The sequence below is a fragment of the Janthinobacterium svalbardense genome (assembly GCF_002327145.1).
GTDB lineage: Bacteria > Pseudomonadota > Gammaproteobacteria > Burkholderiales > Burkholderiaceae_D > Janthinobacterium > Janthinobacterium tructae.
Map to the genome: position 1 here is coordinate 439,848 of NZ_CP023422.1, position 24,972 is coordinate 464,819.

At 62.1% G+C, this 24,972-nt stretch carries 23 protein-coding genes and 1 tRNA gene; 9 read left to right on the top strand and 15 right to left on the bottom strand.

Going from position 1 to position 24,972, the window contains the following annotated elements; genetic code table 11:
- Positions 1-139: 139 nt before the first annotated feature.
- Both CNX70_RS01840 and CNX70_RS01845 read left to right on the top strand, forming a co-directional pair.
- Positions 140-733 (top strand): glutathione peroxidase, encoded by a 594-nt coding sequence (locus CNX70_RS01840; RefSeq protein WP_035828486.1) that lies wholly within the window; start codon positions 140-142, stop codon positions 731-733.
- Positions 734-847: 114 nt separating this feature from the next.
- The gene (locus CNX70_RS01845; RefSeq protein WP_096233010.1) at positions 848-1,207 is read left to right on the top strand and encodes a DUF1428 domain-containing protein; all 360 of its coding nucleotides are present in this window, start codon (positions 848-850) and stop codon (positions 1,205-1,207) included.
- Here CNX70_RS01845 and pabB read toward each other — a convergent pair.
- The 3 genes from pabB to CNX70_RS01860 all read right to left on the bottom strand — a co-directional run bounded on the left by pabB (position 1,204) and on the right by CNX70_RS01860 (position 4,476).
- On the bottom strand, positions 1,204-3,042 hold the full coding sequence (pabB, locus tag CNX70_RS01850) for an aminodeoxychorismate synthase component I (RefSeq protein ID WP_096233012.1): 1,839 nt from the start codon (positions 3,040-3,042) through the stop codon (positions 1,204-1,206). The two genes, CNX70_RS01845 and pabB, sit on opposite strands and share 4 nt — an antisense overlap.
- Before the next feature lie 21 nt (positions 3,043-3,063).
- Positions 3,064-3,639 (bottom strand): nucleoid occlusion factor SlmA, encoded by a 576-nt coding sequence (gene slmA, locus CNX70_RS01855; protein ID WP_096233014.1) that lies wholly within the window; start codon positions 3,637-3,639, stop codon positions 3,064-3,066.
- Positions 3,640-3,741: 102 nt separating this feature from the next.
- Entirely contained in the window at positions 3,742-4,476 is a 735-nt protein-coding gene (locus tag CNX70_RS01860; RefSeq protein ID WP_096233016.1) for a pyrimidine 5'-nucleotidase, read from the bottom strand.
- Positions 4,477-4,566: 90 nt separating this feature from the next.
- Between CNX70_RS01860 and CNX70_RS01865 the strand changes: the two genes are divergently transcribed.
- Positions 4,567-5,436 (top strand): TraB/GumN family protein, encoded by an 870-nt coding sequence (locus tag CNX70_RS01865; RefSeq protein WP_244199001.1) that lies wholly within the window; start codon positions 4,567-4,569, stop codon positions 5,434-5,436.
- A 144-nt stretch (positions 5,437-5,580) separates the two neighbouring features.
- Here the strand turns inward: CNX70_RS01865 and CNX70_RS01870 are convergent.
- Positions 5,581-5,655, bottom strand: a tRNA-Thr gene (locus CNX70_RS01870).
- A gap of 40 nt (positions 5,656-5,695) precedes the next feature.
- Positions 5,696-6,589 (bottom strand): acetylglutamate kinase, encoded by an 894-nt coding sequence (gene argB / locus CNX70_RS01875; RefSeq protein WP_010393729.1) that lies wholly within the window; start codon positions 6,587-6,589, stop codon positions 5,696-5,698.
- 231 nt (positions 6,590-6,820) lie between these two features.
- Here argB and CNX70_RS01880 point away from each other — a divergent pair, with 231 nt between their 5' ends.
- The 3 genes from CNX70_RS01880 to CNX70_RS01890 all read left to right on the top strand — a co-directional run bounded on the left by CNX70_RS01880 (position 6,821) and on the right by CNX70_RS01890 (position 11,335).
- Positions 6,821-7,018: a cysteine-rich CWC family protein gene (locus CNX70_RS01880; RefSeq protein ID WP_071079972.1), complete on the top strand. Its 198-nt coding sequence runs from the start codon at positions 6,821-6,823 to the stop codon at positions 7,016-7,018.
- A 95-nt stretch (positions 7,019-7,113) separates the two neighbouring features.
- The gene (locus CNX70_RS01885) at positions 7,114-10,152 is read left to right on the top strand and encodes a response regulator (RefSeq protein WP_096233020.1); all 3,039 of its coding nucleotides are present in this window, start codon (positions 7,114-7,116) and stop codon (positions 10,150-10,152) included.
- A 31-nt stretch (positions 10,153-10,183) separates the two neighbouring features.
- On the top strand, positions 10,184-11,335 hold the full coding sequence (locus tag CNX70_RS01890; RefSeq protein ID WP_096233022.1) for a response regulator: 1,152 nt from the start codon (positions 10,184-10,186) through the stop codon (positions 11,333-11,335).
- On the opposite strand, the gene CNX70_RS01895 is transcribed toward CNX70_RS01890, so the two are convergent.
- Positions 11,328-12,605 carry an extracellular catalytic domain type 1 short-chain-length polyhydroxyalkanoate depolymerase gene (locus tag CNX70_RS01895; RefSeq protein WP_244199002.1) on the bottom strand — a complete coding sequence of 426 codons (1,278 nt, stop codon included), beginning with the start codon at positions 12,603-12,605 and terminating at the stop codon, positions 11,328-11,330. The two genes, CNX70_RS01890 and CNX70_RS01895, sit on opposite strands and share 8 nt — an antisense overlap.
- Positions 12,606-12,659: 54 nt before the next feature.
- Complete coding sequence (locus CNX70_RS01900; RefSeq protein ID WP_034783786.1) at positions 12,660-13,073, bottom strand: ribbon-helix-helix domain-containing protein; 414 nt, start codon at positions 13,071-13,073, stop codon at positions 12,660-12,662.
- A gap of 278 nt (positions 13,074-13,351) precedes the next feature.
- On the opposite strand from CNX70_RS01900, the gene CNX70_RS01905 reads away from it, so the two are divergent.
- The 3 genes from CNX70_RS01905 to CNX70_RS01915 all read left to right on the top strand — a co-directional run bounded on the left by CNX70_RS01905 (position 13,352) and on the right by CNX70_RS01915 (position 15,570).
- A complete protein-coding gene (locus CNX70_RS01905) occupies positions 13,352-13,585 on the top strand; it encodes a DUF1289 domain-containing protein (RefSeq protein WP_244199003.1) in 234 nt (77 codons plus the stop codon).
- 8 nt (positions 13,586-13,593) lie between these two features.
- Entirely contained in the window at positions 13,594-14,517 is a 924-nt protein-coding gene (locus CNX70_RS01910) for an MBL fold metallo-hydrolase (protein WP_096233026.1), read from the top strand.
- Between the two features lie 99 nt (positions 14,518-14,616).
- Positions 14,617-15,570 carry an NAD(P)H-dependent flavin oxidoreductase gene (locus CNX70_RS01915; protein WP_071079968.1) on the top strand — a complete coding sequence of 318 codons (954 nt, stop codon included), beginning with the start codon at positions 14,617-14,619 and terminating at the stop codon, positions 15,568-15,570.
- Between the two features lie 52 nt (positions 15,571-15,622).
- Here CNX70_RS01915 and CNX70_RS01920 read toward each other — a convergent pair whose 3' ends face one another.
- From CNX70_RS01920 to CNX70_RS01955, 8 genes are all read right to left on the bottom strand, one after another.
- The gene (locus CNX70_RS01920) at positions 15,623-16,204 is read right to left on the bottom strand and encodes a hypoxanthine-guanine phosphoribosyltransferase (RefSeq protein WP_035823544.1); all 582 of its coding nucleotides are present in this window, start codon (positions 16,202-16,204) and stop codon (positions 15,623-15,625) included.
- Positions 16,205-16,267: 63 nt separating this feature from the next.
- Complete coding sequence (locus CNX70_RS01925) at positions 16,268-17,524, bottom strand: phenylacetate--CoA ligase family protein (RefSeq protein ID WP_096233028.1); 1,257 nt, start codon at positions 17,522-17,524, stop codon at positions 16,268-16,270.
- 90 nt (positions 17,525-17,614) lie between these two features.
- Entirely contained in the window at positions 17,615-18,451 is an 837-nt protein-coding gene (locus CNX70_RS01930) for an ABC transporter ATP-binding protein (RefSeq protein ID WP_096233030.1), read from the bottom strand.
- Between the two features lie 126 nt (positions 18,452-18,577).
- Positions 18,578-19,897, bottom strand: coding sequence for an ABC transporter substrate-binding protein (locus tag CNX70_RS01935; protein ID WP_096233032.1), 1,320 nt, complete (start codon positions 19,895-19,897; stop codon positions 18,578-18,580).
- 65 nt (positions 19,898-19,962) lie between these two features.
- Complete coding sequence (locus CNX70_RS01940) at positions 19,963-21,021, bottom strand: branched-chain amino acid ABC transporter permease (protein WP_034752817.1); 1,059 nt, start codon at positions 21,019-21,021, stop codon at positions 19,963-19,965.
- A 111-nt stretch (positions 21,022-21,132) separates the two neighbouring features.
- Positions 21,133-22,029, bottom strand: coding sequence for a branched-chain amino acid ABC transporter permease (locus tag CNX70_RS01945; protein ID WP_207781057.1), 897 nt, complete (start codon positions 22,027-22,029; stop codon positions 21,133-21,135).
- Between the two features lie 23 nt (positions 22,030-22,052).
- Positions 22,053-22,868, bottom strand: a complete 816-nt coding sequence (locus tag CNX70_RS01950; protein WP_029496076.1) for an ABC transporter ATP-binding protein — start codon at positions 22,866-22,868, stop codon at positions 22,053-22,055.
- A gap of 14 nt (positions 22,869-22,882) precedes the next feature.
- The gene (locus CNX70_RS01955; protein WP_096233036.1) at positions 22,883-24,814 is read right to left on the bottom strand and encodes an AMP-binding protein; all 1,932 of its coding nucleotides are present in this window, start codon (positions 24,812-24,814) and stop codon (positions 22,883-22,885) included.
- Positions 24,815-24,972: the final 158 nt, after the last annotated feature.

The window sequence follows — 24,972 nt, forward strand, 5'->3', positions numbered from 1 at the left end:
TAGGTAAAAAAACTGTGCGTTGGGCAAGTACTGCACGGTCGTTGATGTCGCTCAAGCTATCGCTGTTGTTGTGGCCCTCATGCGCGTGGGCGGCGTTTGGCATAGAATGGTTTTTTTCCGTTCAACCATGGTGCCCTTCATGTCCAAGACCCTTGCCCAGCTGTTTGCGCTGACCACCCTTGCCGCCGGCGCCAGCCTGGCCATGCCGGCCCATGCCGCCGACACCGCGCCAGCTGCCGCCGCGCCAGCGGCCTGTCCCGCCATCCTCAAGCAGACCTTCAACCGTTTGCAGGATGAGGCACCGCAAAACCTGTGCCAGTACGCGGGCAAGGTCGTGCTGGTGGTCAATACGGCCAGTTATTGTGGTTTTACCAACCAGTATGAAGGGCTCGAAGCGCTGTACGCCAAGTACGGCAGCAAGGGCCTGGTGGTGCTGGGTTTCCCGTCGAACGATTTCGGCAAGCAGGAGCCGGGCAACAGCAAGGAAATCGCCGATTTCTGCTACAACACCTATGGCGTGAAGTTCCCCATGTTTTCGAAGTCCGTCGTCTCCGGCCCCGCGCCCAACCCGCTGTACGTGGACCTGATCAAGCAGACGGGCAAGACGCCGGCCTGGAATTTCCATAAATACCTGATCGACCGCCACGGTAAAGTGGTGGAAAGCTTCCCCAGCAAGGTGACGCCGGACGACAAGAAACTCGTTGGCGCGGTGGAAAAAGCGCTGGCGCTGTAAGTTGCCGACACACAAGCAGGCTTGATCGCCTGCTTTTTTTAATGCCGCGCTTGTCGTATTGCCATCGTTGTCCTAAGCTGGTTGTTCGCGTTTGTCACAACAGAGGAGAACATCATGGCGTATGTCGATGGATTTGTGGTGCCCGTACCGAAAGCCAAGCTCGATGCTTACCTGGCCATGTCGCGTAGTTGCGGCGCCGTCTGGCGCGAATATGGCGCGCTGGAATTTCGCGAATGCGTGGGCGACGATGTCAAGCCGGGCAAGCTGACCTCGTTCCCGCAGGCGGTGGACTTGCAGGATGGCGAAGTGGTGGTGTTTTCCTGGATTGTGTATGAGTCGCGCGCCAAGCGCGATGAAATCAACGACAAGGTCATGAAAGACCCGCGCCTGGCCGAGATGATGGATCCGGCCAAGCTGCCGTTCGATGGCAAGCGGATGATATACGGCGGCTATGAAATGCGGATAGATGCTTAAAGGATAAGCTTGGCTGCCAACGCCCCGCGCAGCGCATTGCACACGACGATGGCTTCCGCTTGCGCCAGCATGGGACGCGTGATGACGGTTTCCCGCGCATCCCAGACGGGGTCGGCCAGCATGGCGGCGCGCTGCACGCCGGGCAGCAAGCCGCAGGACAGCGGTGGCGTGTGCCAGCGGCCATCGAGCCGGACGAAGACGTTGCTGCGTCCACCCTCTGTCAGCTCACCCCGCTCGTTAAAGAACAGCATGTCGAAGCCGCCTTGCGCCTCGGCCGCGCGCCAGGCCGCGTCGTAGCGCGCACGCACGCTGCTCTTGTGGCGCAGGAACAGGTCGTCGGCAGTCGTGGCGTCGGGCGCGAGCAGGATGTTGACTGTCTCCGGCAAGGCGCTGAGGGCACCGCTTTGCACTGTGAACTGGCCATCCTGGCGCAGCGCCAGGCGCAGGCGGAAGGGGATATCGTCGGCGCGCGCCGCGCAGGCCGCTAGCAGTGCGGCGCGGGCAGCGTCCGCATCCCAGGCAAAATTAAAATAGGTGCAGGAGGCGGCCAGGCGCGCCAGGTGGCGCTCCTGCTGGCGGCAGCCGTCGGCGCGGCTGGCGTGCAGGGTTTCGAACAGTTCGAAGTCGTTCGTGAGGCCCGTGAGGAAGCGGGCCTTGAGCTGGCATTCCGCAAATTCCTCGTGCGGGTCGCTGTCGAGCACGATGCCGGCGCCCACGCCCATTTCGCCGCGCCGCAGGCCGCCAGGGCCAGCCGCTTGCAGGGCCAAGGTGCGGATCGGTACGGACATGCAGAAGTCGCCCACGGCGTGAGCGGCGCCAGCGTTTGGTGGATCGAACCAGCCGATGGCGCCCGTATAGATGCCGCGTGGTGCGGGTTCCAGTTCGGCGATGATTTCCATGGTGCGCCGTTTCGGCGCGCCCGTGATCGAGCCGCACGGATACAAGGCCTGGAAGATATCAAACAGGCTGGCATCTTCGCGCAAGCGCGCCTGCACGGTGGAGGTCATTTGCAGCACGCTGCTGTAGCGCGTCACCTGGAACAGGGCCGGTACCTTGACCGAGCCCGTGACGGCGATGCGGCCGATGTCGTTGCGCAGCAGGTCGACGATCATCAGGTTTTCCGCGCGGTTTTTCGGATCATGGGCCAGGGCGGCGGCGCGGCGCACGTTTTCTTCCATTTGCTCAGGTGGGGCAGCCGGCGCCGTGCCTTTCATGGGACGCGCCATCAATTCGCCTTGCGCATGGCGCACGAATAGTTCCGGTGACAGCGACAGCAGGGCGCGGCCATCGGGCAGCATCACCAGCGCGCCATACGGCACGGGCTGGCGCGCGCGCAGCCGCGCATACAGGGCCAGGGGCGAACCGAAGGCGTCGAAGCGCAAACGATACGTGTAGTTGACCTGGTAGGTGTCGCCGGCCACGATGTAGTCGTGGATGCGCTGCAGCGCTTGCGTAAATTGCGCCTGGTCGACATTCGCGTGGATAGCGGCCACGCCGGCCGGCGCATCGTTTGCGGGGACGCGCTCGGCCAGCCACTGCTGCACCTCTTCCTGCGACAGCTGCGTGCAATGCTCAAAGACGAGCACTTGCGCCAGCGGCGGCGCATCGATGCCTGCCGGGTGCGGCGGCATGGCCAGCAAGTGCGCGCCCAGCTCGTAGCTGCATACGCTGACGGCGTACTGGCCGCGTTTTAAGGCCGCTTGCAGCCCTTCGAGCAGGGCTGGCCAGCCGTCACCCTCGGTGCACTGCAAGACCGCCGCCAGGCCCGTGTACAGGCGTGAACCGGCGCCGGGTGTGCTGGCGTCGTCGAGCAGGGCGAAACAGTCGGTGTGCATGGGGACAGCTGCGGCGATGACTTACCCCAGCAGCATGGCGATTTGCAGCGCCGCTTCCTGGGAAGGATTGATCTTGAAGCCGCTCTTGGCGTAGCGGTGCCAGCGTCCGATGACGAAGCTGACGAGCAGGGTGGCGCGCGCCGCCACTTCGCTTTCCTTGCCATGGCCTTCGGCGGCGGCCACGCGCAAGGCCTGCTTGAGCGCCAGTTCCACGCGGTCGTAGAACTGGTTCATGCGCACTTGCAGGCGCTCGTCCTCATTTACCAGCGCATCGCCGATCAGCACGCGCGTCATGCCCGGATTGCTGATGGCGAAATTGAGCAGCATGCCGACGATGTCGCGCGTCTGCGTCATGCCGTCGCTGTGCTTTTCCGCGATCTGGTTGATCAGGCCGAAAACGCTCGACTCGATGAATTCGATCAGTCCTTCGAACATTTGCGCCTTGCTGGCGAAATGGCGGTACAGGGCCGCTTCCGACACGGCCAGTCTGGCCGCCAGTGCGGCAGTGGTGATCTTTTCGCCTTTCGGCTGCTCCAGCATTGCGGCGAGGGCCTGAAGAATTTGTAGCCTGCGTTGGCCCGGCGGTGTGCTTGCCATATTTTCTCTTGTCGTTAAAAAAAATGCTGCCTTGATGGGGCGTTCCGTCACCGCCGCTAGCGGTGCGGCTTCCGGCGTCAACCGGAAGCCCAGGAGTCCCCTTCAGCGCAGACGGTGAAGGCGGCGTGCCAAATGCCGGACAGATTTTACTTTGACATCGACGTAAGCGGGGCGATTTAACGCTCTGGGCAGCTTTGCCACGCCGATCGGATCGGCCATTTTCAGGTATTGCGTGACCCAGGCCGTGCGCAAGCCCAGTCTTTTTGCGCCCTTCAGGTTGGCCAGGGTGTCTTCCACCAGGATGCAGCGGCCAGGGCGGATCTGGTGCTTGCGCATCAGTTTGCGCAGCATCAGGGTCGATGGCTTGGGCCGCAGCTGGCGGTGCACGTGCATCGCCTCGATGGCGATATGCTGCGTAAAGTGCCGCTGCAGGCCCAGATGGCGCATCACGTCGCTTGAGTAGCGCAGCGGCGCGTTGGTGAGTAAAATTTTACGGCCAGGCAGGCGTTTGAGTAAAGCCCCCAGCCCCCGCTCAGCGCGTATCATGGCGCGCAAATCGTCGAACGCGTGCGTCTCGTGGAGGAAGTGCGCTGCCTGCACCTGATGGTGCTTGACCATGCCCAGCAAGGTGGCGCCATAGCGGCGCCAGTAGGCCGCGCGCGCCGCATTGACGATGGCGTCGTCGGCCGGCGTGACACCATCGCCCAGCACGCGGGCAATATACGTGTTCATATTGGCCGTGATGGTGGGGAAGATGGCGTGCGAGGCATTGTGCAGCGTGTTGTCGAGGTCAAACAGCCAAACCGGCGACGAGCGGATAAGATGGGACACAGGCACAGGAGTCTTTGCTAGCGAGAGAAGATGAAAAATTCAACAATCAGGAAAACCATGCGACGCCAGATTATAGTGATGTTTTGCGGATTATTCTTGCTGCCGTTGCCGGCGGCCTTCGCCGAAGTGCCGCCCGTGGCGCAAAACCGGGGCGCCCTGTTCAGGGTGCAGGACGCCGGCCACACCCTGTATTTGTTCGGCACCATTCACGTCGGCGCCCCTGATTTTTATCCGCTCGAGCCGACGGTGACGCAGGCATTGGAAGGCGCAGGGGCGCTGGCGCTGGAGATCGATCCGGGCGCCGATCCGCGCGCCGCCCTGGGCGCCGTGCTGAAATACGGCATGGAGGCACCGGGCAGCCAAGTACCGGCCGACTGCCGCCAGACCCTGGCGCCGCGTCTGGCGCCGTTGTTGCAAAAATACGGTATAGCGCCCGAAGCGGTGGCGCCGATGAAACCGTGGATGCTGGCCAGCATGCTGGCCATCGGCGAGTTTTCCACACTCGGCTACCGCTCCGACCTGGCGGTCGACAATTATCTGTCGCAGCAGGCCAAGGCGCGCAAGATCCCCGTGCTGGAACTCGAATCGATGGAGGGCCAGCTGGCGCTGTTTGGCGCCATGTCGCCGGTCGACCAGTGCCGCTTCCTGGAAGACGGCGTGGCCTCGATCGAGGACCAGGAACAAAGCCAGGAAGCGCGCGAGATCGCCAACGCCTGGCGCACGGCCGACGCCGCCGCCTTCGACAAGCTGGCCGCCAAAGCCGCAACAGACCCGTCGTTTTCCGCGCAGTTCGTGCAAAAGGTGTTGTTAGATGGCCGCAACCCGGCCCTGGCCGATGGCATCGCGCAACTGCTGGCGCGCGAAAAGCACAGCCTGGCCGCCATCGGCGTGCTGCATCTGGTCGGAACGAAAAGCGTGCCGGATTTGTTGCGTCAGAAGGGTTTAAAGGTCGAGCGGGTATATTGAAACGCGGAGTAGATGCGGGCTAGAAGACAGCAGAGCAGATGGAAAAATGTTCAGGGCAAGGCGTCCTGACGAAGACAGTACGAATGTACGGCGAGGAAGGACAACGCCGCCATGGACAGTTTTTCAGCTGCGGGGAAAGGATACTGGTGCCCTTGACGTGGATCGAACACGTGGCCTCTCCCTTACCAAGGGAGTGCTCTACCACTGAGCTACAAGGGCATAAAAAATCGGCGCTGGGTGAATTGCGCCGAATTATTTTTTAGTGCGAACGGATCATAGTACCAAAAGCTTGCTCGGTCAACACTTCCAGCAATAATGAGTGTTCGATGCGGCCATCGATGATGTGCACCGTGTTCACGCCGGACTTGGCGGCGTCGAGCGCGGACGAGATCTTCGGCAGCATGCCGCCCGAGATGGTGCCATCGGCGAACATCTCGTCGATTTCGCGCGCGGACAGGTCGGTCACCAGGTTGCCCTGCTTGTCCTGGACGCCAGCGATGTTGGTCATCATGATCAGCTTTTCTGCTTTCAGGATTTCCGCGATCTTGCCGGCTACCACGTCGGCGTTGATGTTGTAAGCCTGGCCATCCTGGCCGAAACCGATCGGCGAAATGATGGGAATGAAGGCATCGTCCTGCAGCGCCTTGACGACGGCCGGGTTGATCGCATCGATCTCGCCGACAAAGCCGATGTCGAGGAATTCGCCCGGATGTTCGCGGTCCGGCATCTGCATCTTGCGCGCGCGGATCAAGCCGCCATCTTTGCCCGTCAGGCCGACAGCCTGACCGCCGTAATGGTTGATCAGCATGACGATATCCTGCTGCACTTCGCCGCCCAGCACCCACTCCACCACTTCCATGGTTTCTTCATCGGTGATACGCATGCCTTGCACGAAGGTGCCTTGCTTGCCGATTTTTTTCAGCGCGTTGTCGATCTGCGGTCCGCCGCCGTGCACTACGACCGGGTTCATGCCGACCAGCTTGAGCAGGATGACGTCGCGCGCGAAGCCGTGCTTCAGGCGTTCATCCGTCATGGCATTGCCACCGTACTTGATGACGATGGTTTTGCCATGGAAATTGCGAATGTAGGGAAGGGCCTCGGCCAGAATCTGCGCCTTGATTTGTGGCGACACCGCCGTCAAGTCGTCATTCATGTCCAGGTTCAAGTTAGCTAGTTGATTCATGGCGAGTCCGGAAAATAGATTGGAGAGATTTTACAGGGAAGAAGAAAATCTTGGCGGCATTATAGGGCGATCTTGTTGTATTTTCCCTGATGATCCTATAGTCTGGTCCGATATGTCCCCCAGCCAGCCTTTTTACTGCCAGTTACATCTGCGTCGCACCCCGGTGCAGCACGACACACACTTGCCAATTCAGACACAGCCATGAGCGTATGCACCCGCTGCGGCGCCACCTTCCAGTGCGGCCAGACTGACCCGCAGGCCAGCGGACCATGCTGGTGTATGGCCCTGCCGCCGGCCGTTCCCGTGCCCGGCAGCGCCGCCGTGGGCTGCTGGTGCCCCGCCTGCCTGCAAGAGCGCATCGCCGCCGTGACGCCTCCGGCAGCTACGCCGGCCAAATAAACGCCTCGGCGCACTTTTTCCTTTGCAATAAACCTTGCATTCCGTAGGGGAATACGTTCAGACTTCAATTTTTAAGAATTTCTTATAGGAAAGTTATGCGCTTCAGGGATATCCGCATCGGCGTGCGCATTAATGCCGGTTATGCCATTTTGATCGTGCTGATGCTGGTCGTCATCGTCCTGGCGGGTAGCCGCATCTATGCCATCCGCGCCGAGACCGACGATATCCTGCAGCGCGACTGGGTCGCTGCCAAGGCCACCAGCAAGATCCATGGGCTGGCGCGCGAGGCGGCTACGCGCATTCCCAGCCTGCCGAACCAGCACGAATTGGCACGGCGCCAGGCGAATCAGGCGCACCTGGAAGCGATCAAGCAAGGCATCGATGAACAGGTGCGCATCCTCGATGGTCTCGATGCGCGGCCGGAAGAACGGCGCCTGCTGGAACAGATGCACCTGGCACGCGCCGACTACTATGTTTCGCTCAAGACGATGTTCGAACTGGTCGAGCGCGGCGAGGATGCTGCCGCAGAGCTGGCCATGCAAACGCAGACCTTGCCGGTGCTGGAAAAAGTGCTGTTGTACGTGGGCCAGCTCGATGACTTGCAACAGCAACTGATACGCGACAGCGCGGCCAGGATACGCAACGATATCGATACGTCGCTGATCCTGATGGGCGGTATCGGGCTGGCAGCGCTGTTGATCGGCCTGGCCTTTGCCTGGTCGGCGCGTTCGATCACGCGTCCGCTGGGCGAGGCTGTGGCGATCGCTACGCGCGTGGCCAAAGGCGACTTCAGTTCCGTCATCGAAGTGACGTCGCGCGATGAGACGGGCGAATTGCTGCAGGCGCTGAAAAACATGAGTACCAACCTGGCCGTCGAGCAGGATTTGCGGCATGCCGTCGAAGTGGCCGAGGATGCGACCAAGATGAAGTCGGACTTCCTGGCCAATATGTCCCATGAAATTCGCACGCCGATGAACGGCATTATCGGCATGACCCACCTGGCGCTGCAGACGGAACTCACGTCGACCCAGCGCAACTACCTGGAAAAGGTGGAATCGGCTTCGAAGAACCTGCTGGCCATTATTGACGACATCCTCGATTTCTCGAAGATCGAGGCGGGCAAGATGGCCTTTGAAAAAGTCGATTTTTTCCTCGAGGACGTGCTGGCGCAGATCGCCGACCTGTCCGTGATGCGGGCCCAGGACAAGGGGCTCGAACTGCTGTTCGACATCGCCCCCGACGTGCCGAACGCATTGCAGGGCGATCCGCTGCGCCTGGGCCAGGTGCTGATCAACCTGACCAACAATGCCATCAAATTCACGGACAAGGGCGAGATCGTCGTCAGCATCCGCCTGCAGCAGCTGGAAGAGCACGCGGCGGTGCTGCGTGTCGATGTGCGCGACACGGGCATCGGCCTGACGCCGCCCCAGCGCAGCAAATTGTTTCAGGCATTTACCCAGGCCGACACGTCCACCACGCGCCACCATGGCGGCACCGGCCTGGGGCTGACCATCAGCAAGCGCCTGGTGGAAATGATGGAAGGCGAGATTGACCTGGTCAGCGAAGCGGGTGTGGGCAGCACCTTTTTCTTCACGGCCCGCTTCGGCCTGGCCGCCGTGCCGCGCGACAGCCTGCCAGTGCCGCCGCAGTTCCAGGGCCTGCGCGTGCTGGTGGTCGATGATAACCCCAGCGCGCGTGAAATATTCGTCAGCATGCTGACGGCGCTCGGTTTCGATGCGCGTGCCGTGTTTGGCGGCGTGCTGGCCATCGGCGCCGTGGCGCAGGCGCGCACCGAGGGGCGCCCGTACGGGCTGGTGCTGATGGACTGGAAAATGCCGGGCATGAACGGCCTCGATACGCTGGCCGGCATCCGTGCCGATGCCGCCGGCATCGATGCGGCACCGGCCTGTATCATGGTCACGGCCTTCCATCGCGAAGCGCTGCTGGAGGCGGCGCGCCAGCGGGAATTGCCGCTCGATGGCGTATTGAACAAGCCGGTCAGCGCCTCGACCCTGCTCGACCAGATATCGTTCGTGTTTGGCGGCGTGACAGGGCAGAGTCGCAAGACGCAGCGCCAGAGCAGCTACCGCGACGACGAACGCGCCCTGCGCGGCGCCTGGCTGCTGCTGGTGGAGGATAATGAGGTGAACCAGGAAGTGGCGCAGCATATTCTCAACGACGCCGGCATTCGTGTCGACATCGCGAGCAATGGCGCCATCGCGCTGGCGAAGATCGAGGAAAACGCCTATGACGGCGTGCTGATGGATTGCCAGATGCCGGTGATGGATGGCTACCAGGCCACCCGCAAGCTGCGCCAGGATCCCCGTTATTCGGATTTGCCCGTGATCGCCATGACGGCCAATGCCATGGTTGGCGACAAGGAAAAATGCCTGGACGCCGGCATGAACGATTTCATCGCCAAGCCGATCGACGTGGCGCAGCTGTTCGGTACCCTGGCGCGCTGGATCGCGCCGGCTGCGCCGCAGGAAATGACGGTGGTGGTGGCGCAGCCGGAAGCGGAGCTGCCCGTGATCGCCGGCCTGAAAATGGCGGAGGCCATGCGGCGCGTGGGCGGCAATGCCACTTTGATGCGAAAATTGCTGGATCGTTTTGTGGAAACCCAGTTCGATGCCATGCAGCGCGTCGTCGCCGCCATCGAGAACAATCAGCTCGAGACGGCAATCCGGGAAGCGCATACCCTGAAGGGCCTGGCCGGCAATATCGGCGCCGGTGGCCTGGCCGACAGTGCGGCGCGGGTCGAGCATTTGCTCAGCCTGGGATCGCATGACGGCTTGCCGCAGGCGCTGGCGGCCTGCACCTTGGCGCTCGACGAACTGGTGCCGAAGATCGTGCTGGCCATGCAGTCGCGCAGCAATGTGCCCGAGCCGGGCAACGTCGTAGTGGCGCCGGTGGACCGGGCACACCTGGAGGCGGGCTTGCGCGAACTGTCGCAACTGCTGCAGCAGGACGATGCGCAGGCCGTCAAGCATCTCGATTGCATCGGTCCCGTGCTGGTCGCGGCCGGACAGGGGGAACATGCGCGCCAGCTGAAGCGCATGCTGGGACAATACGATTTCGAAGGTGCGCTGGCGCAGCTGGGCGAGGTGGCCGATGCGCTGGAGCTGACACTGTGACAAGGATAACTATGCAGAGCGAAGGACGGGCATGAGAGCGTCAGCAAGCAAGCCAACCATCCTGGTCGTCGACGACACGCCAGACAATATCGACCTGTTGCGCGCAGTGCTGGAAGACGATTACCGGACCAAGATCGCCGTCAATGGCGAGCGCGCCCTGAAAATCGCCGCCGGCGGCGACCAGCCCGATCTGATCCTGCTCGACATCATGATGCCGGGCATGAGTGGCTACGACGTGTGCCGCGCGCTAAAGGCCGATCCCGCCACGGCCGGCATACCCGTGATTTTTGTGACCGCCATGAGCGAAGTGGCCGACGAGCAGCTGGGCCTGGCCCTGGGCGCCGTCGACTACATCACCAAGCCGATTTCGGCGCCCATCGTGCTGGCCCGTATCAAGACGCAGCTGGCGATGAAGCAGATGCAGGATTTCTTGCGCGACCAGAATCATTACCTGGAAACGGAAGTGGAGCGCCGGGTGCAGGAAGTGGCGGCGCTGCAGGACGTCACAATACACGCCATGGCGTCGCTGGCCGAGACGCGCGACAGCGAGACGGGCAACCATATCCGCCGCACCTCGCACTACCTGAAGGCATTGGCCGAGAAAGTGCGCGGACTGCCGCGTTTCCGCGATTTTTTGACGGACAAGAATATCGAACTGCTGTTCAAAACGGCACCGCTGCACGATATCGGCAAGGTGGGTATCCCCGACCATATTTTGCTCAAGCCGGGGCGTTTCGAGCCGCACGAAATGGCCATCATGAAGACGCACACCACCCTGGGGCGCGACGCCATCCTGGCGGCCGAACACGAACTGGGCATCGAAGTCGATTTCCTCAAGTACGCGAAAGAGATCGCCTACAGCCACCATGAAAAATGGGATGGCAGCGGTTACCCGCTAGGGCTGGCAGGCGAAGACATCCCGATTTCGGCGCGCCTGATGGCGCTGGCCGACGTGTATGACGCCCTGATCAGCCGGCGCATCTACAAGCAGGGCATGGACCACGCGCAGGCCGTGCAGATCATCGTCGAAGGGCGCGGTTCGCACTTTGACGCCGAGATCGTCGACGCCTTCCTGCAGATCCAGGATCAGTTCATCGCCATTTCCAACCGCTATGCCGATGGCGTGTGCGAGATCGCCGACAAGCAGCGGCAGATCGCGCCATACACCGAAAATATCAGCTGACGGTCTTGAAGAAGCGCAGCATCTCGCGGCTGGCGTCCGGTCCTTTTCCGTCCGTGTAACTGCCATGATTGCTGCCGCCGGACCAGGCGTGGCCTGCGCCGTGGATGACCCAGTGTTCGCCCAGCGGCGAGCCATCGGCCTGGCTGTGCGTGGTGCGCGTGTAGCGGTGGCCATTCGGCACGCTGCCATCGATGGAGTCGGCCTTGGCCGCCTTGCCGCCCGCCTGGCTGCGCACGCCCTGGGCGATCAGTTCATCGCCATTGCGCGGGTTGACGGTGGTGTCGCGGTCGCCATGGAAAACGATGATGGGCACGCCACCCGCCGGCGCCTTGCGCTGGGCATTGGGCATGGCGCCGCCCTTCATGGCGGCCAGCGCCGACGGCAAGTCCTGCGCCGAGGCGAAGGGTAGGCCCGAATGCACGCCGACGGCGGCAAACAGGTCGGGGTACAAGGTGCCGACAATGACGGCCATGGCGCCGCCCGCCGACAGGCCGGCGACGAACACTTCGCGTTCATTCACCGGGTAGTCGTCGATGACTTGCCGCGCGATGCCGGCGATCAGCGACGGTTCGCCCTGGTCGCGCTGCTGGTCGATGGCATTGAACCAGTTCCAGCAGCGCGAACTGTTGGCACCCTGCGTCTGCGCCGGATAGACGACAAAACATTCCTTTTCTTCGGCCAGCGCATTCATCTGCGTGCCGGCCGCGAAATCGTCGGGATTTTGCGTGCAGCCGTGCAGCATCACGATCAGCGGCATGGCCTGGCCGTGGTAGCTGCTGGGGATATACAGCTTATAGGAGCGCGTGCCCGCATGGTTGCGGTATACGCCGTCGATGAACTGTGCCCCAGCGGGGATCTGCGCCGGCGTGGCGGCCGGCGCGTTGAAACCTGGCGGATGAAAATTCGGCAGCTCGAAGCTGGGCATGTCGAAGCTGTGCTGGCCCAGGCCGGCGGGCACGCCCAGGCGCGCCATGAAATCCTGCGCGAATTCCTGCGCCGCCTGCGCGGGCGTGGGCGGCACCGATGCCGCTTCCGGCGCGGCATCAGCTTGCGGCGCCTCGGCCCGGGCCTGCGCCGGTGGTGGCGCTGGTGGTGGATTGATGTCACGCATCGGCTGCGGTGGCGGCGCTTGCGTGGTTGCTGCCTGCGGCGCCAGGCCGGCGGCAGACAGCGCCTGCTGGATCGCTTCGGTGGCGGCGGCGGGACCGCTGCCCATCAGATTACGGGTCGCTGCGCGCATCTGCGCCAACATGTTGAGAGGTAGTTTCATGACCATCCTTAACGGTGCCGCGTATCGGCCGGGTCATCGCCGCAAACCAATACGCTAGTGAATTCGCCCTGCGAGCGCGGTCTTGACGACGGTGCTGGCGTGCAGGGCACCTAATACGAAAATCGACTCGATGGTGGCCAGTGCCAGTTCCACGGAGACGTCGCTGGCGATGCTGGCCAGTCCCAGCACCTGGATCTGCAGGCGCTGGCCAGCTGCCTGGATCGCTTCCAGGTCGGCGCGCGAATAATGCTGCATGCCCAATACCAGGCTTTTACGGGCGACGGTTTGTTTCACCACGTCGGCGTGGATACCCAGCTGGTTGCGGATGGCCGTACGGATCAGATCCGTGCGGTTGGAATAAAATCCCTCCTGAACCAGCAAATCGATCTGCCCCAGGTCGATCAAACCGAGGTTGATCGTGATTTTCTCGGATTCCCCAATTTTGGGCTTGCTGTCTTGCTTGGCCATATCTCTCCAAAAACTCCACGTGGCATCCAATTGCCATCTGTATGGATGGTAGTATAGTTATGAAATATCTCAAGTCAAGCAGGATTTACTCTGATAATGTTGTAGGACGGGCACCCACAGAGTGAGAATGGCTGCAAAATAAAATTGCCAGAAGATGCATTTTTGCTCATGCTTTTGCTTAAAAATATATTCACAGAAACATTGCATGGCGAGGCCATCGCCTCGCCGACACGGTTTCGCGGCATAATGCAAGCCTCCACGTTTACCGATGCCGCTCCATGATGGTCGCTACCCCACCTCCGCCAGCCGTTCCACTTCCGTTGCCGTCGCCGGTGCCATCGCCCTGCGTCAGCCTGTGCAAGATGAACCGCAACAGCGGCTTGTGCGAAGGCTGCTTGCGCACGCTCGACGAGATCATCGCCTGGAGCCGTGCCGACGACGATTTCAAGCGCGCCGTGTGGGCCGAATTGCCAGGACGCGAATCTTTGCTCGATTTCGAATCCGACTACTGAGGAAATCCATGCCGCGATCGCCAGCGCTGTTCCCCGATGCCATGCAGGTGTTCGAACGCGGCTGGCTGTCGTCGAATAACATCCTGTTCCAGGGCCGGGACGACACGGCCCTGATCGACAGCGGCTATGTCACGCATGCGCCGCAAACCCTGGCCTTGCTGCACCATAGCTTGCAAGGGCGCCCGCTGGACCGCTTGTTCAACACCCATCTGCACTCCGACCATTGTGGCGGCAACGCGCTGCTGCAAGCCGAATACGGCTGCCAGACGGCCATTCCCGTGTCGGAAGCGGACAAGGTGCGTGCGTGGGATGTCGATGCCCTGAGTTTCCAGGCCACGGGCCAGCAATGCCCGCGCTTCGGCTTTGACGCCACCGTCTCGCCCGGCGACACGTTGACCTTGGCCGACATGCGCTGGCAGGCGCTGGGCGCACCGGGCCACGACCCGCACTCCCTGATTTTTTACTGCGCCGACGAGGGCATCCTGATTTCCGCCGACGCCCTGTGGGGAAACGGCTTTGGCGTGATCTTCCCCGAACTCGACGGCGGCTCCGGCTTTCTGGAAGCGCGCGCCACCCTGGACCTGATCGCCAGCCTGGACGTGCGCGTCGTCATTCCCGGCCACGGGCGGCCGTTCCAGGACGCTGCCGGTGCCCTGCAGCGCGCGTATTCGCGCCTCGATTACCTGTCGTCGGACCCCGTGCGCAATGCGCAGAATGCGGTGAAAGTGCTGCTGAAATTTTTGCTGCTGGAACGCCAGCGCATCGCCCTCGCCGCAATCCCGGCCCTGCTGCGCGGCATGCCCATCTTCGAAGAGGCCAACCGGCGCTTCCTGCGCCAGGAGGCGGCCGCGCTGGCCGAGTGGGCCGTGTCGCAGCTGGTCAGAGCCACAGCGGCACGGGTCGAGGGTGAGTACTTGCTTAACGAAGGCTGAAGCACGCGCGCAACAAATTCAGCACGATCGTACTTTTTCTGCACTATAATCAACGCTCAGTGTGTCTTTCATCCCGATCAACTTTCCAGCGAGTCCGCCATGGCATTGCCTGTTGCGTTGCAAAACCTCTCCTTACCCGTTATCGCCTCGCCGATGTTCATCGCCAGCGGCCCGGCCCTCGTTGCGGCGCAGTGCAAGGCCGGCATCGTCGGTTCCTTTCCGGCGCTGAACGCGCGTCCCGCCGAATTGCTCGACACCTGGCTCACGGATTTGCAGGCCGAACTGGCCGCCTTCCAGGCCGCCAATCCCGATAAAAAAGTGGGACCGATCGCCGTCAACCAGATCGTGCACCAGTCGAACGACCGCCTGGCGCATGATGTGGAAGTGTGCGTGAAACACCGGATTCCCATCATCATTTCCTCGCTGCGCGCGCCGCCCAAGGAAATGCTCGACGCCATCCACAGCTATGGCGGCATCGTGCTGCACGATGTGATCTCGATCCGCCACGCGAAAAAGGCGCTGGAGGCGGGTGTCGATGGCCTGATCCTGGTGGCCAGCGGCGCAGGCGGCCATGCGGGCACCCTGTCGCCATTCGCGCTGGTGGGCGAAGTGCGCAAATTCTTTGACGGTCCGCTGGCGCTGTCGGGCTCCATCGCCACGGGCGACGCCGTGCTGGCCGCGCAGGCCATGGGCGCCGACTTTGCCTACATCGGCTCGCGCTGGCTGGCGACCAAGGAATCGAACGTCAGCGACGGCTACCGCGACGCCATCGTCGATTCCAGCGCGGCGGACATCGTCTACACGAACCTGTTTACGGGCGTGCACGGCAATTATCTGAAAAAATCGATCGTTGCGGCCGGACTCGATCCGGAAGCCTTGCCCGAAGCGGACAAGAGCTCGATGAATTTTGGCTCCGGCAGCGCCAAGGCCTGGCGCGACATCTGGGGCGCGGGCCAGGGCGTGGGCTTGATGGATGATGTGCCAAGCGTGGAAGAGATGGTGGCGCGCCTGAAGGCCGAATACGCTGCGGCGCGCGCGCGGCTGAAGCTGTAAAAGCGTGAAGGCTGGGGTCAGACCCGTCGGGTCTGACCCCGGAATTTGGTCATCACTCCTGCTTCAAATCCTCAGGCTTGATGGCCCACAGCCCCGGCAAGTTGCGCCAGTAGCCGTACGCATCCATGCCGAAGCCGACGACGAAGCGGTTCGGGATCACCAGGCCGACGATGTCGGCCTGTACGGGCTTTTTCTTGCCGATGGCTTTGTCGGCAAACACGGCCAGGATGACTTCCGAGGCGCCCATGTCCAGCAAACGCTGCTTGACGTGCGCCAGGGTTTCGCCTTCGTCGAGAATATCGTCGAGCACGATGACGGTGCGGCCCGCCACGTTCGAACGGGGGATGACTTTCCACACCACTTCGCCACCCTTGTCGTCGTCGCCGTAGCGGCTCACATGGATGTAGTCGAATTCGAGCGGGAAGCTCAGTTGCGGCAGCAGGTTGCCCGTAAAGACGACGGCGCCGCCCATCACGCCCAGCACCAGCGGGAACTCTTTCGAGTCCTCGGCATTGAAGCGCGTGTTGAGTACATCGGCCATGCGCGTGATCGACGCCTGCACGGTATCTTGGTCGAACAGCAGTTCCGCGTTCTTGATCAGGTCACGGGCACGGTTGTGATGAAATTCTTGCATGGACTCTTGCATGGCGATGAATGGGGCTGATGGTCAATGCGGGTATTATCCCGCAAATCGGCCTTATTTGTAATCGCGCATGTCATCGATGACCTTGCCATCCTGCGCCAGGCTGCCCACGGCCACCAGCACCACATCGCCGCGCAGCTTGGTCAGTTCGCGGATCGAACCGATGATGGCTTCCACGCCGCTGGCGTCCGCCGGATCGTCGACTTCGCAATGCAAAGCCATCTCGTCGTTGGCCATGCGCCCGGACACGACCAGCCGCGCCTTCTTGATTTGCGGATGGCGGCGCGCGATGTCATGCACCTGCGATGGATGCACGAACATGGCGCGCACCTTGGTGGTCTGGTCCGCACGTCCCATCCAGCCTTTGATGCGCGTATTCGTGCGGCCGCACGGCGAGTCCGGCGCATTGACCAGCACGGCCGACAGATCGCCCGTGGCGAAGCGGATCAGCGGGTAATCGGCATTGAAGACGGTGACGACGACTTCGCCCACTTCGCCCGGCGCGACGGGAATGCCGCTGCCCGGGTGGACGATTTCAAGCAGGACGTTTTCATCGACGACCATGCCCGGATTGAGCTTGCCATTGCTGGCCGTTTCATAGGCGATGCTGCCGATATCGGCCGAGGCATAGGTCTGGAACACGTGCGGCACGCCGTTCTCGGCAAACCAGTTGCGCAGGGATTCGGGCAATGCTTCCGCGCCCATCACGGCCTTGGTGACGCTGCTGATGTCGGCGCCCATTTCGCGCGCCTTCTCGATGATCAGTTTTAAAAATGACGGCGTGCCGATATACGTGTCGGGCTTGAGGTCGACCATCGCCTGCACCTGCATTTCCGTCTGTCCGATACCGGCCGGGATGACGGTGCAGCCGATGCGTGCGGCGCCCCCTTCGACCATGAAGGCGGCCGGCGTGAAGTGATACGAAAAGCAGTTCTGCAGCAAGCCGCCGGCGCGCACGCCAGCCGCATACATGGGCCGCGCGAAGCGCCACCAGTCGGGGCCGCGGCCTTCCGGATCGAAGATGGGACCGGGCGAGACGAACACGCGCGCCAGGGCGTTTTTCGGCGTCGTGTTCAAGCCGCCGAACGGCAGCGCGCTGTGCTGCAATTGTTTCAGGTCGGACTTGCGCGTCACGGGCAGCTGCGCCAGCGCGGCGCGGCTGGTGATGTCGGCCGCGTTGACGCCATCGAGAATGCGGGCCCAGCCCGGCGCCTTTTGCGCGCGCGCGATCAGCTGCGGCAGGCCGGCCATCAATTCGCGTTCGCGCGCTTCGGGGGCGCGTGCTTCCAGACTATCGAGCGTATCGTTCATGTCAGTCATTCTCCATTTGTCAGTGCGTGTTGATCCGCCCGCCCGGCCATCAGTACAGCCGTGCGCATTGCAGCCAAGGGTTTTGATGGATCAAGCCAGCCAGCGCTTGCGGCGGCGGTAGAACTTCATGTCGCGGAAGCTCTTGCGCCCGGCGCTGGAGACGCCCAGATAAAACTCTTTGACGTCTTCGTTGCTGGCCAGGTCCCTGGCAAGTCCTTCCATCACGACGCGGCCGTTTTCCAGGATGTAGCCGAAGTCGGCGTAGCGCAGTGCCACGTTGGTGTTCTGTTCGGCCAGCAGGAACGACACGTTTTCCTTGTGGTTCAGGTCCTTGACGATGCCGAAGATCTCTTCGACGATCTGCGGCGCGATGCCCATCGAGGGTTCGTCCAGTAAAATCATCGACGGCTTGGCCATCAGCGCGCGGCCGATGGCGCACATCTGCTGCTCGCCGCCCGAGGTGTAGCCGGCCTGGCTGCTGCGCCGCGTTTTCAGGCGAGGAAAGTAGTGGTACACCTTTTCCAGCGCATCTTTCAGCTCGCCGCGCGACAGGCTGCGCGTGTAGGCGCCCGTCAGGAGGTTTTCCTCGATGGTGAGGTGGCCGAAACAGTGGCGCCCTTCCATCACTTGCGACAGGCCCCGCTTGACCAGCTCATTCGGCGTCAATTGATCCACGCGCTCGCCCTTGAACTGGACTTCGCCCTTGGTGACGTCGCCGCGTTCGCCGCGCAGCAGGGTCGAGATGGTTTTCAGGGTGGTCGACTTGCCGGCGCCGTTGGCGCCCAATAGCGCCACGATCTTGCCTTGCGGCACTTGCAGCGACACGCCCTTCAGGACCAGGATCACGTGGTCGTAGATGACTTCGATATTGTTCACCGACAGGTAGGGCGGTGGGGTGTCTGGTGTTTGCGTGGCAGTGGGTGTCATGGCTGCTTCGTTTTCATGTGATGTTGGTGCTTGTCGGATTACGCCTTCGGCTAATCCGACCTACGTCGTATCGAGGTAGGTCGGATTAGCGCAACGCGCGTAATCCGACACCACTTTGAGAGCCGCTTACTTCATGCACGCCGGCGTGATCTTCTTCTCTTCGGCGTACTTGCCAGACGATTCCTCGACGAGTTTACGCACCAGGGCCTTGTCGCCGACGATCCATTTCGGCGTGATGGCGATCCACTTCTTGCCATCCCATTGCTGTACCTTCACGGCGCCCGAACCTTCATGGTCGTCGCAGCTGGTCTTCACGGTGGGGAACATGCCCAGCGCGCCGACGGCCTTCTGGCGCGCGTCGTCGACGTTCAGGTTTTCCAGGCCCCAGCGCATCTGCTCGCCCGTGACAGGCTTGCCCTTGCCGAATTTTTCCTGCGCCACGCGGATCGCTTCCACCCACAGGATGCCGGCCGTCACGCCGCGCATGTGGTAGACGGAGCCGACGCGCGACTGGTCGGACAGGTTGCCCTTGCCGGACGCGTAGAGTTTCTTGCGGATGTCGTCCAGCACGGGGTAGTTGCCCGGCGTATTGAACGTCATCGCCGTGTAGCCCTTGGCCGCGTCGCCCGATGGAATCGTGTCTTCCTCGGAGCCGGCCCACCAGACGCCCAGCATTTTGTCGCGCGGGAAGCCGTTGCGCTGCGCCGTCTTGATGGCAACGGAGTTCATCACGCCCCAGCCCCACAGGATCACGTGGTCCGGCTTGGCCTGGCGGATTTGCAGCCATTGCGATTGCTGCTCGCTGCCTGGCGGCGCGACGGGAATTTTCACCAGTTCAAAGCCGTACTGTTTCGACAGCGCTTCGAGCACGGGCAGCGGCTCCTTGCCAAAGGCCGAATCGTGGTACAGGTGGACGATTTTCTTGCCTTTCAGCTTGTCCATGCCGCCATCCTTGTCGCCCAGGTATTTGATCATGGCGGCGGCCTGGCTCCAGTAGCTGGAGATCAGCGGATACACATACGGGAAGACCTTGCCGTTGGCGGCGTCCGAGCGGCCGTAGCCGATCATCGTCATGGGGATCTTGTCCTGCGCCACGCGGTCCAGAATGCCGTAGGCGACGCCGGTGGAGAGGGTTTCGACCAAGGTAGCGCCACCCTGCTTGGTTTTCAGGCGCTCATAGCATTCGACGCCGCGCGACGGGTTGTATTCGGTTTCGCATTCTTCCCAGCTGATCTTGACGCCATTCACGCCGCCGGCCTGGTTGACCAGGTTGAAGTAGTCGATGGCGCCGCCGTAGAAGCCGGAGCCGCCGGCCGCGTAGGGGCCCACGCGGTAGGACGGCAGGGCGATGTACTGTTCCTTGTCCTGCGCCTGGGCGCTGCCGGCCATGGTGAGCGCGGCACTGGTGATGGCGGCGGCCAGCATGAGCGATTTGATGTGTTTCATTGTGTGTCTCCTCTTGTTTTATTTGATTTCAAGTCAACCGACATCAGACTGCAAGGTACAAATTTCTAGTGCGGGAAAGGCCACAGGCGCAGTTTCTCCTTCGCGATCTGCCACAGCCTGGCCAGGCCGTGTGGTTCGACGATCAGGAAGAAGATGATCAGCGCGCCGAACACCATCAGTTCCAGGTTCGAGGCCACGCTGGTCGGCAATGCCAGGCCATGCGCGATGGTGTTCAGGAAGACGGGCAGCAGCACGATGAAGGCCGCGCCGAGGAAGGAACCGAGAATGGAGCCGACGCCGCCGATGATGATCATGAACAGGATGCGGAAGGACAGATCCAGGTTGTACGCTTCCGGCTCCACCGTGCCCAGGTAGGCATACGCATACAGGGCGCCGGCCACGCCGCAGTAGAAGGAGCTGACGGCAAACGCCAGCAGCTTGGTGCGCATCAGTCTGAAACCGATCACTTCGGCCGCCATGTCCATGTCGCGCACGGCCATCCACGAGCGGCCCACGTTGGAGCGGATCATGTTCTTGGCCAGCAGCGCCATGCCGGCGACGATGGCCAGTACCAGCAGGTATTTGCTTTGCGGCGTATCGAACTGGTAGCCGAGGATGGTCATTTTCTGTACCGTGATCACGCCCGAGGAGCTGTAGTTGGTCAGGTACGGGATCTTGGTCAGGCACCAGACGACAAAAAACTGCGTCGCCAGGGTGGAGGCGGCCAGGTAAAAGCCGCGGATGCGCAGGGAGGGCAGGCCGAAGGCGATGCCCACCATGGCCGCGCACAGGCCACCGAGGATGAACGACACCAGCAGCGGCAGTCCCGGCAGGCGGGCCATGAAGTTATACGAGGCAAAGGCGCCCACGGCCATGAAGGCGGCCGTACCCAGCGACAACTGGCCTGCGTAACCGGTCAATATGTTCAGACCCAGCGCTGCCAGTGCGAAGATCAGGAAGGGAATCAGGATCGCCGACAGCATGTAGGGCGAGGCAAAATACGGCAACAGGAAGACGGCGACAAGCAGCGTGGCCGTCAGCGCCAGGCGGTCCTGGCGGATCGGGAAAATCTGGTTGTCAGCCTGGTAGCTGGTCTTGAATTGTCCTGCTTCACGGTAAATCATGGCGTGTCCTTTGCTGGCTGTTGAGCGTCAACCCAACGGCTTCAATACTGGGGTCGGACCCTGAGGGTCCGACCCCGGGGTTTGTTTTTGGGGTAAAAAAGTCATGCAATATCAAATACGCCGGATGATCTTCTCGCCGAACAGGCCTTCCGGGCGCACCAGCAGGAACAGCAGGGCCAGCACATACGGGAACCAGCCTTCGATGCCGCCGCCCACCATGGGGCCGAGATAGACTTCGGCCAGCTTTTCCGAGGCGCCGATGATCAGGCCACCGACGATGGCGCCCGGCACCGACGTAAAGCCGCCAAGGATCAGTACCGGCAGCGCTTTCAAGGCGATGAAGGTGAGGGCGAACTGCACCCCGTTGCGCGCGCCCCACAGCAAGCCGGCCACCATGGCCACCAGACCCGCCACACCCCACACCACGGCCCAGATGCGCTGCAGCGGGATGCCCACCGCCAGCGCCGCCTGGTGATCGTCGGCGACGGCGCGCAGGGCGCGGCCCACCTTGGTTTTCGAAAACAGCAGGGCCAGGCAGATCACCAGCAGCGCGCAGATGCCGGCCGCCACCACGTCGAATTGCGAGATGATGATATTGAAATGCTCCATCAGGAAGGGCATCGGTACGTCTTCGATGGGCAGGTCCAGCTTGTGCACTTGCGAGCCCCACATCAGCTGCGCCAGGCCTTCGATGAAAAAGGTCAGGCCGATGGTGGCCATGAACAGCGTGATTTCCGGCTGGTTGACGAGCGGGCGCAAGACCACCCGTTCAATCGCCATGCCCAGGACTATCATGGTGAGCATCGTCAGCGGAATGGCCAGCCATAGAGACAGGCCGAACTTGTCCATGATGCCGACGCAGGTGAGGGCGGCGAAAAACACCATCGCTCCCTGCGCAAAATTGAACACGCCCGAGGCCTTGTAGATCAGCACGAAACCGATCGCCACCAGCGCGTACATGACGCCCGACAGCAGCCCGCCGATCAGCACTTCAAAGAAAAAATTGATATTCATACGGTGTCCAATGCGTCTTAGTGGGCCACGCCGAGATAGGCGTTGATGACATCCTGGTTGCTGCGCACCTCGTCGGGCGTGCCGTCGCCGATCTTCTTGCCGTAATCGAGCACCACCACGCGGTCGGAGATATCCATCACCACGCCCATGTCGTGCTCGATCAGCACGATGGTCGTGCCCAGCTGGTCGTTGACGTCGAGGATGAAGCGGCACATGTCCTGCTTTTCTTCCACGTTCATGCCGGCCATCGGTTCATCGAGCAGCAAAATTTCCGGCTCGGCCACCAGTGCGCGGCCCAGTTCCACGCGCTTTTGCAAGCCGTAGGGCAGGCGCCCCACGGGCGTTTTGCGGATGGCCTGGATTTCCAGGAAGTCGATGATCTCTTCGGCCTTCTTGCGGTGCTCGATTTCCTCGCGCCGCGCCGGGCCCCAATACAGGGCTTGCAGCAGGAAATTCGACTTCATCTTCAGGTTGCGCCCCGTCATGATGTTGTCCAGCACCGTCATGCCTTTGAACAGGGCGATGTTCTGGAAGGTGCGCGCGATGCCGGACTTGGCGGCCGCGTAGCAATCCATGCCGCGCCGGTGTTCGCCCCGGTAGATGATCTCGCCCTGCTGCGGGCGGTACACGCCATTGATCACGTTCAGCATCGAGCTTTTTCCCGCGCCGTTCGGGCCGATGATGGCGCGGATTTCATGCTGCTTGACGTCGAATGAGATGTCGGTCAGCGCTTTCACGCCGCCGAACGACAGCGAGATGTTCTTCAGGTCGAGGATCACAGGGCCGGTCTTGCGGGCCGTGCCGAAATGGGCGTCGGGTTCGTTCATTTGCATCGTGCTGTGCTCCATCATGCGGCCAGGCCCTGGGGCCGATACGTTTTGCTGTCCCAGATCTGCAGGTCGGCGCTGGTCGAGCCAAGGCGGCCATCCTCGAATTTCACCTGGGTCTCGATGAATTGCGTTGCCTTGCCCTCATACAGAGCGGAAATGAGCACCGCGTATTTTTCGGCGATGAATTTGCGGCGTACCTTGCGCGTGCGCGTCAGTTCATCGTCGTCCGGGTCGAGTTCCTTGTGCAGCACCAGGAAGCGGTGGATCTGCGTGCGGTCCATCAGCGGATCGGTCGCCAGTTCCGCGTTGACCTGCTCGATACAGTCGCGGATCAAGCCGTAGGTTTCGGCGCGCGCCGCCAGGTCGGTGTAGCCGGCATACGCGATGCCGCGCCGCTCCGACCAGTTGCCCACCGCTTCGATATCGATGTTGATGAAGGCGCACACCTGGTCGCGCGCATGGCCGAAGGCCACCACTTCCTTGATGAAGGGGAAAAACTTGAGCTTGTTCTCGATGTAGTTGGGCGCGAAGATGGCACCGCACGTCAGCTTGCCCACGTCGGCTGCGCGGTCGATGATTTTCAGGTGGCCTTCGCTGTCGAATACGCCCGCGTCGCCCGTATGAAAGTAGCCGTCGGCATCGATCACTTCGGCCGTGGCTTCGGGACGCTTGAAGTAGCCGCTCATGGTGGCCGGCGACTTGACCAGCACTTCGCCATTGGCCGCCAGTTTGACTTCCACGCCCGGCGCGGGCAGGCCCACGCTGTCGAACTTGATATTGCCGTCCGGCTGCAGACACACATAGGCGCAGGTTTCGGTGGAACCGTACAATTGCTTGAGGTTGACGCCGATGGAACGGTAGAAGCGGAACAGGTCGGGGCCGATGGCGGCGCCGGCCGTGTAGGCGACGCGCACGCGCGACAGTCCCAGCACGTTTTTCAGGGGACCGTAGACCAGCAGCTCGCCCAGCTTGTAGCTGAGGCGATCCGCCAGCGGCACGGGTTTGCCATCCAGGATCTGCGCGCCGCAGCGCTTGGCCACGTCCATGAAATGGCTGAACATGTGGCGCTTGATGCTGCTCGCATCTTCCATGCGTATCATCACGCTGGTGAGCATGTTTTCGAACACGCGCGGCGGTGCAAAGTAGCAGGTGGGGCCGATTTCGCGCATGTCGATCATCACCGTGTCGCCCGATTCGGGGCAATTGACGGTGAAGCCGGCCACCATCGCCTGCGCCAGCGAGAACAGGCAGTCGCCTACCCATGCCATGGGCAGGTAGGACAGGATGTCTTCCTCGTCGGTGAGCTTGTCGAAGGCCACGCCGCCAACGCCAGCGGCCAGCAGCGCCGTGTGGCTCTGGCACACGCCCTTCGGTTTACCCGTGGTGCCCGAGGTGTACAGGATCACGGCCGAGTCGCTACCTTGGCCCGCTGCCACGGCGGCGTCAAAAAAGCCCGGATGTTCGCGGTCGTAGGCCCGGCCCAGCACCTGCAGGGCGGCAAAGGACGTCAGCTCCGGCTGGCGGTAATGGCGCATGCCCCGTTCATCGTCGTAGGCGATGTGGGCGATGTGCGGATACAGGGCCTTGAGTTCGAGCAGCTTGTCGACCTGCTCCTGGTCTTCGACGATGGCGTAGCGGATTTCCGCATCCTGCAGCACATAGGCCATGTCGGCGGCCGGCGCGTCCTGATACAGTGGCACGGGCACGCCGCCCAGGCTTTGCGCGGCCAGCATGGCCCAGTACAGGCGGGGACGGTTGTCGCCGATGATGGCCAGGTTCATGCCGCGCTGGAAGCCGATGGCAGCCAGGCCGCAGGCCAGGGCGCGCACCTCCTCGTTGACCTGGGACCAGGTCCAGGTTTGCCAGATGCCCAGGTGTTTTTCGCGAAATGCGGGCTTGTCGGATCGTACTGTCCCGTGTTGCAATAAGCGCCGCGGAAAAGTCGGCATCGTTGCTGTGGTAGTCGTTTGCACCAGTGTCTCCCTGTTGCTTGTCTCAGGCTCCACCTCGTTGGATGGCGCTCTGTGTTTTTATGTATAAGGCGTTTGTGCAATGATAGTAGCTTGCGTTAGTTTGCCGAGTTGTCTTTTCGGGGACATTTACCCAC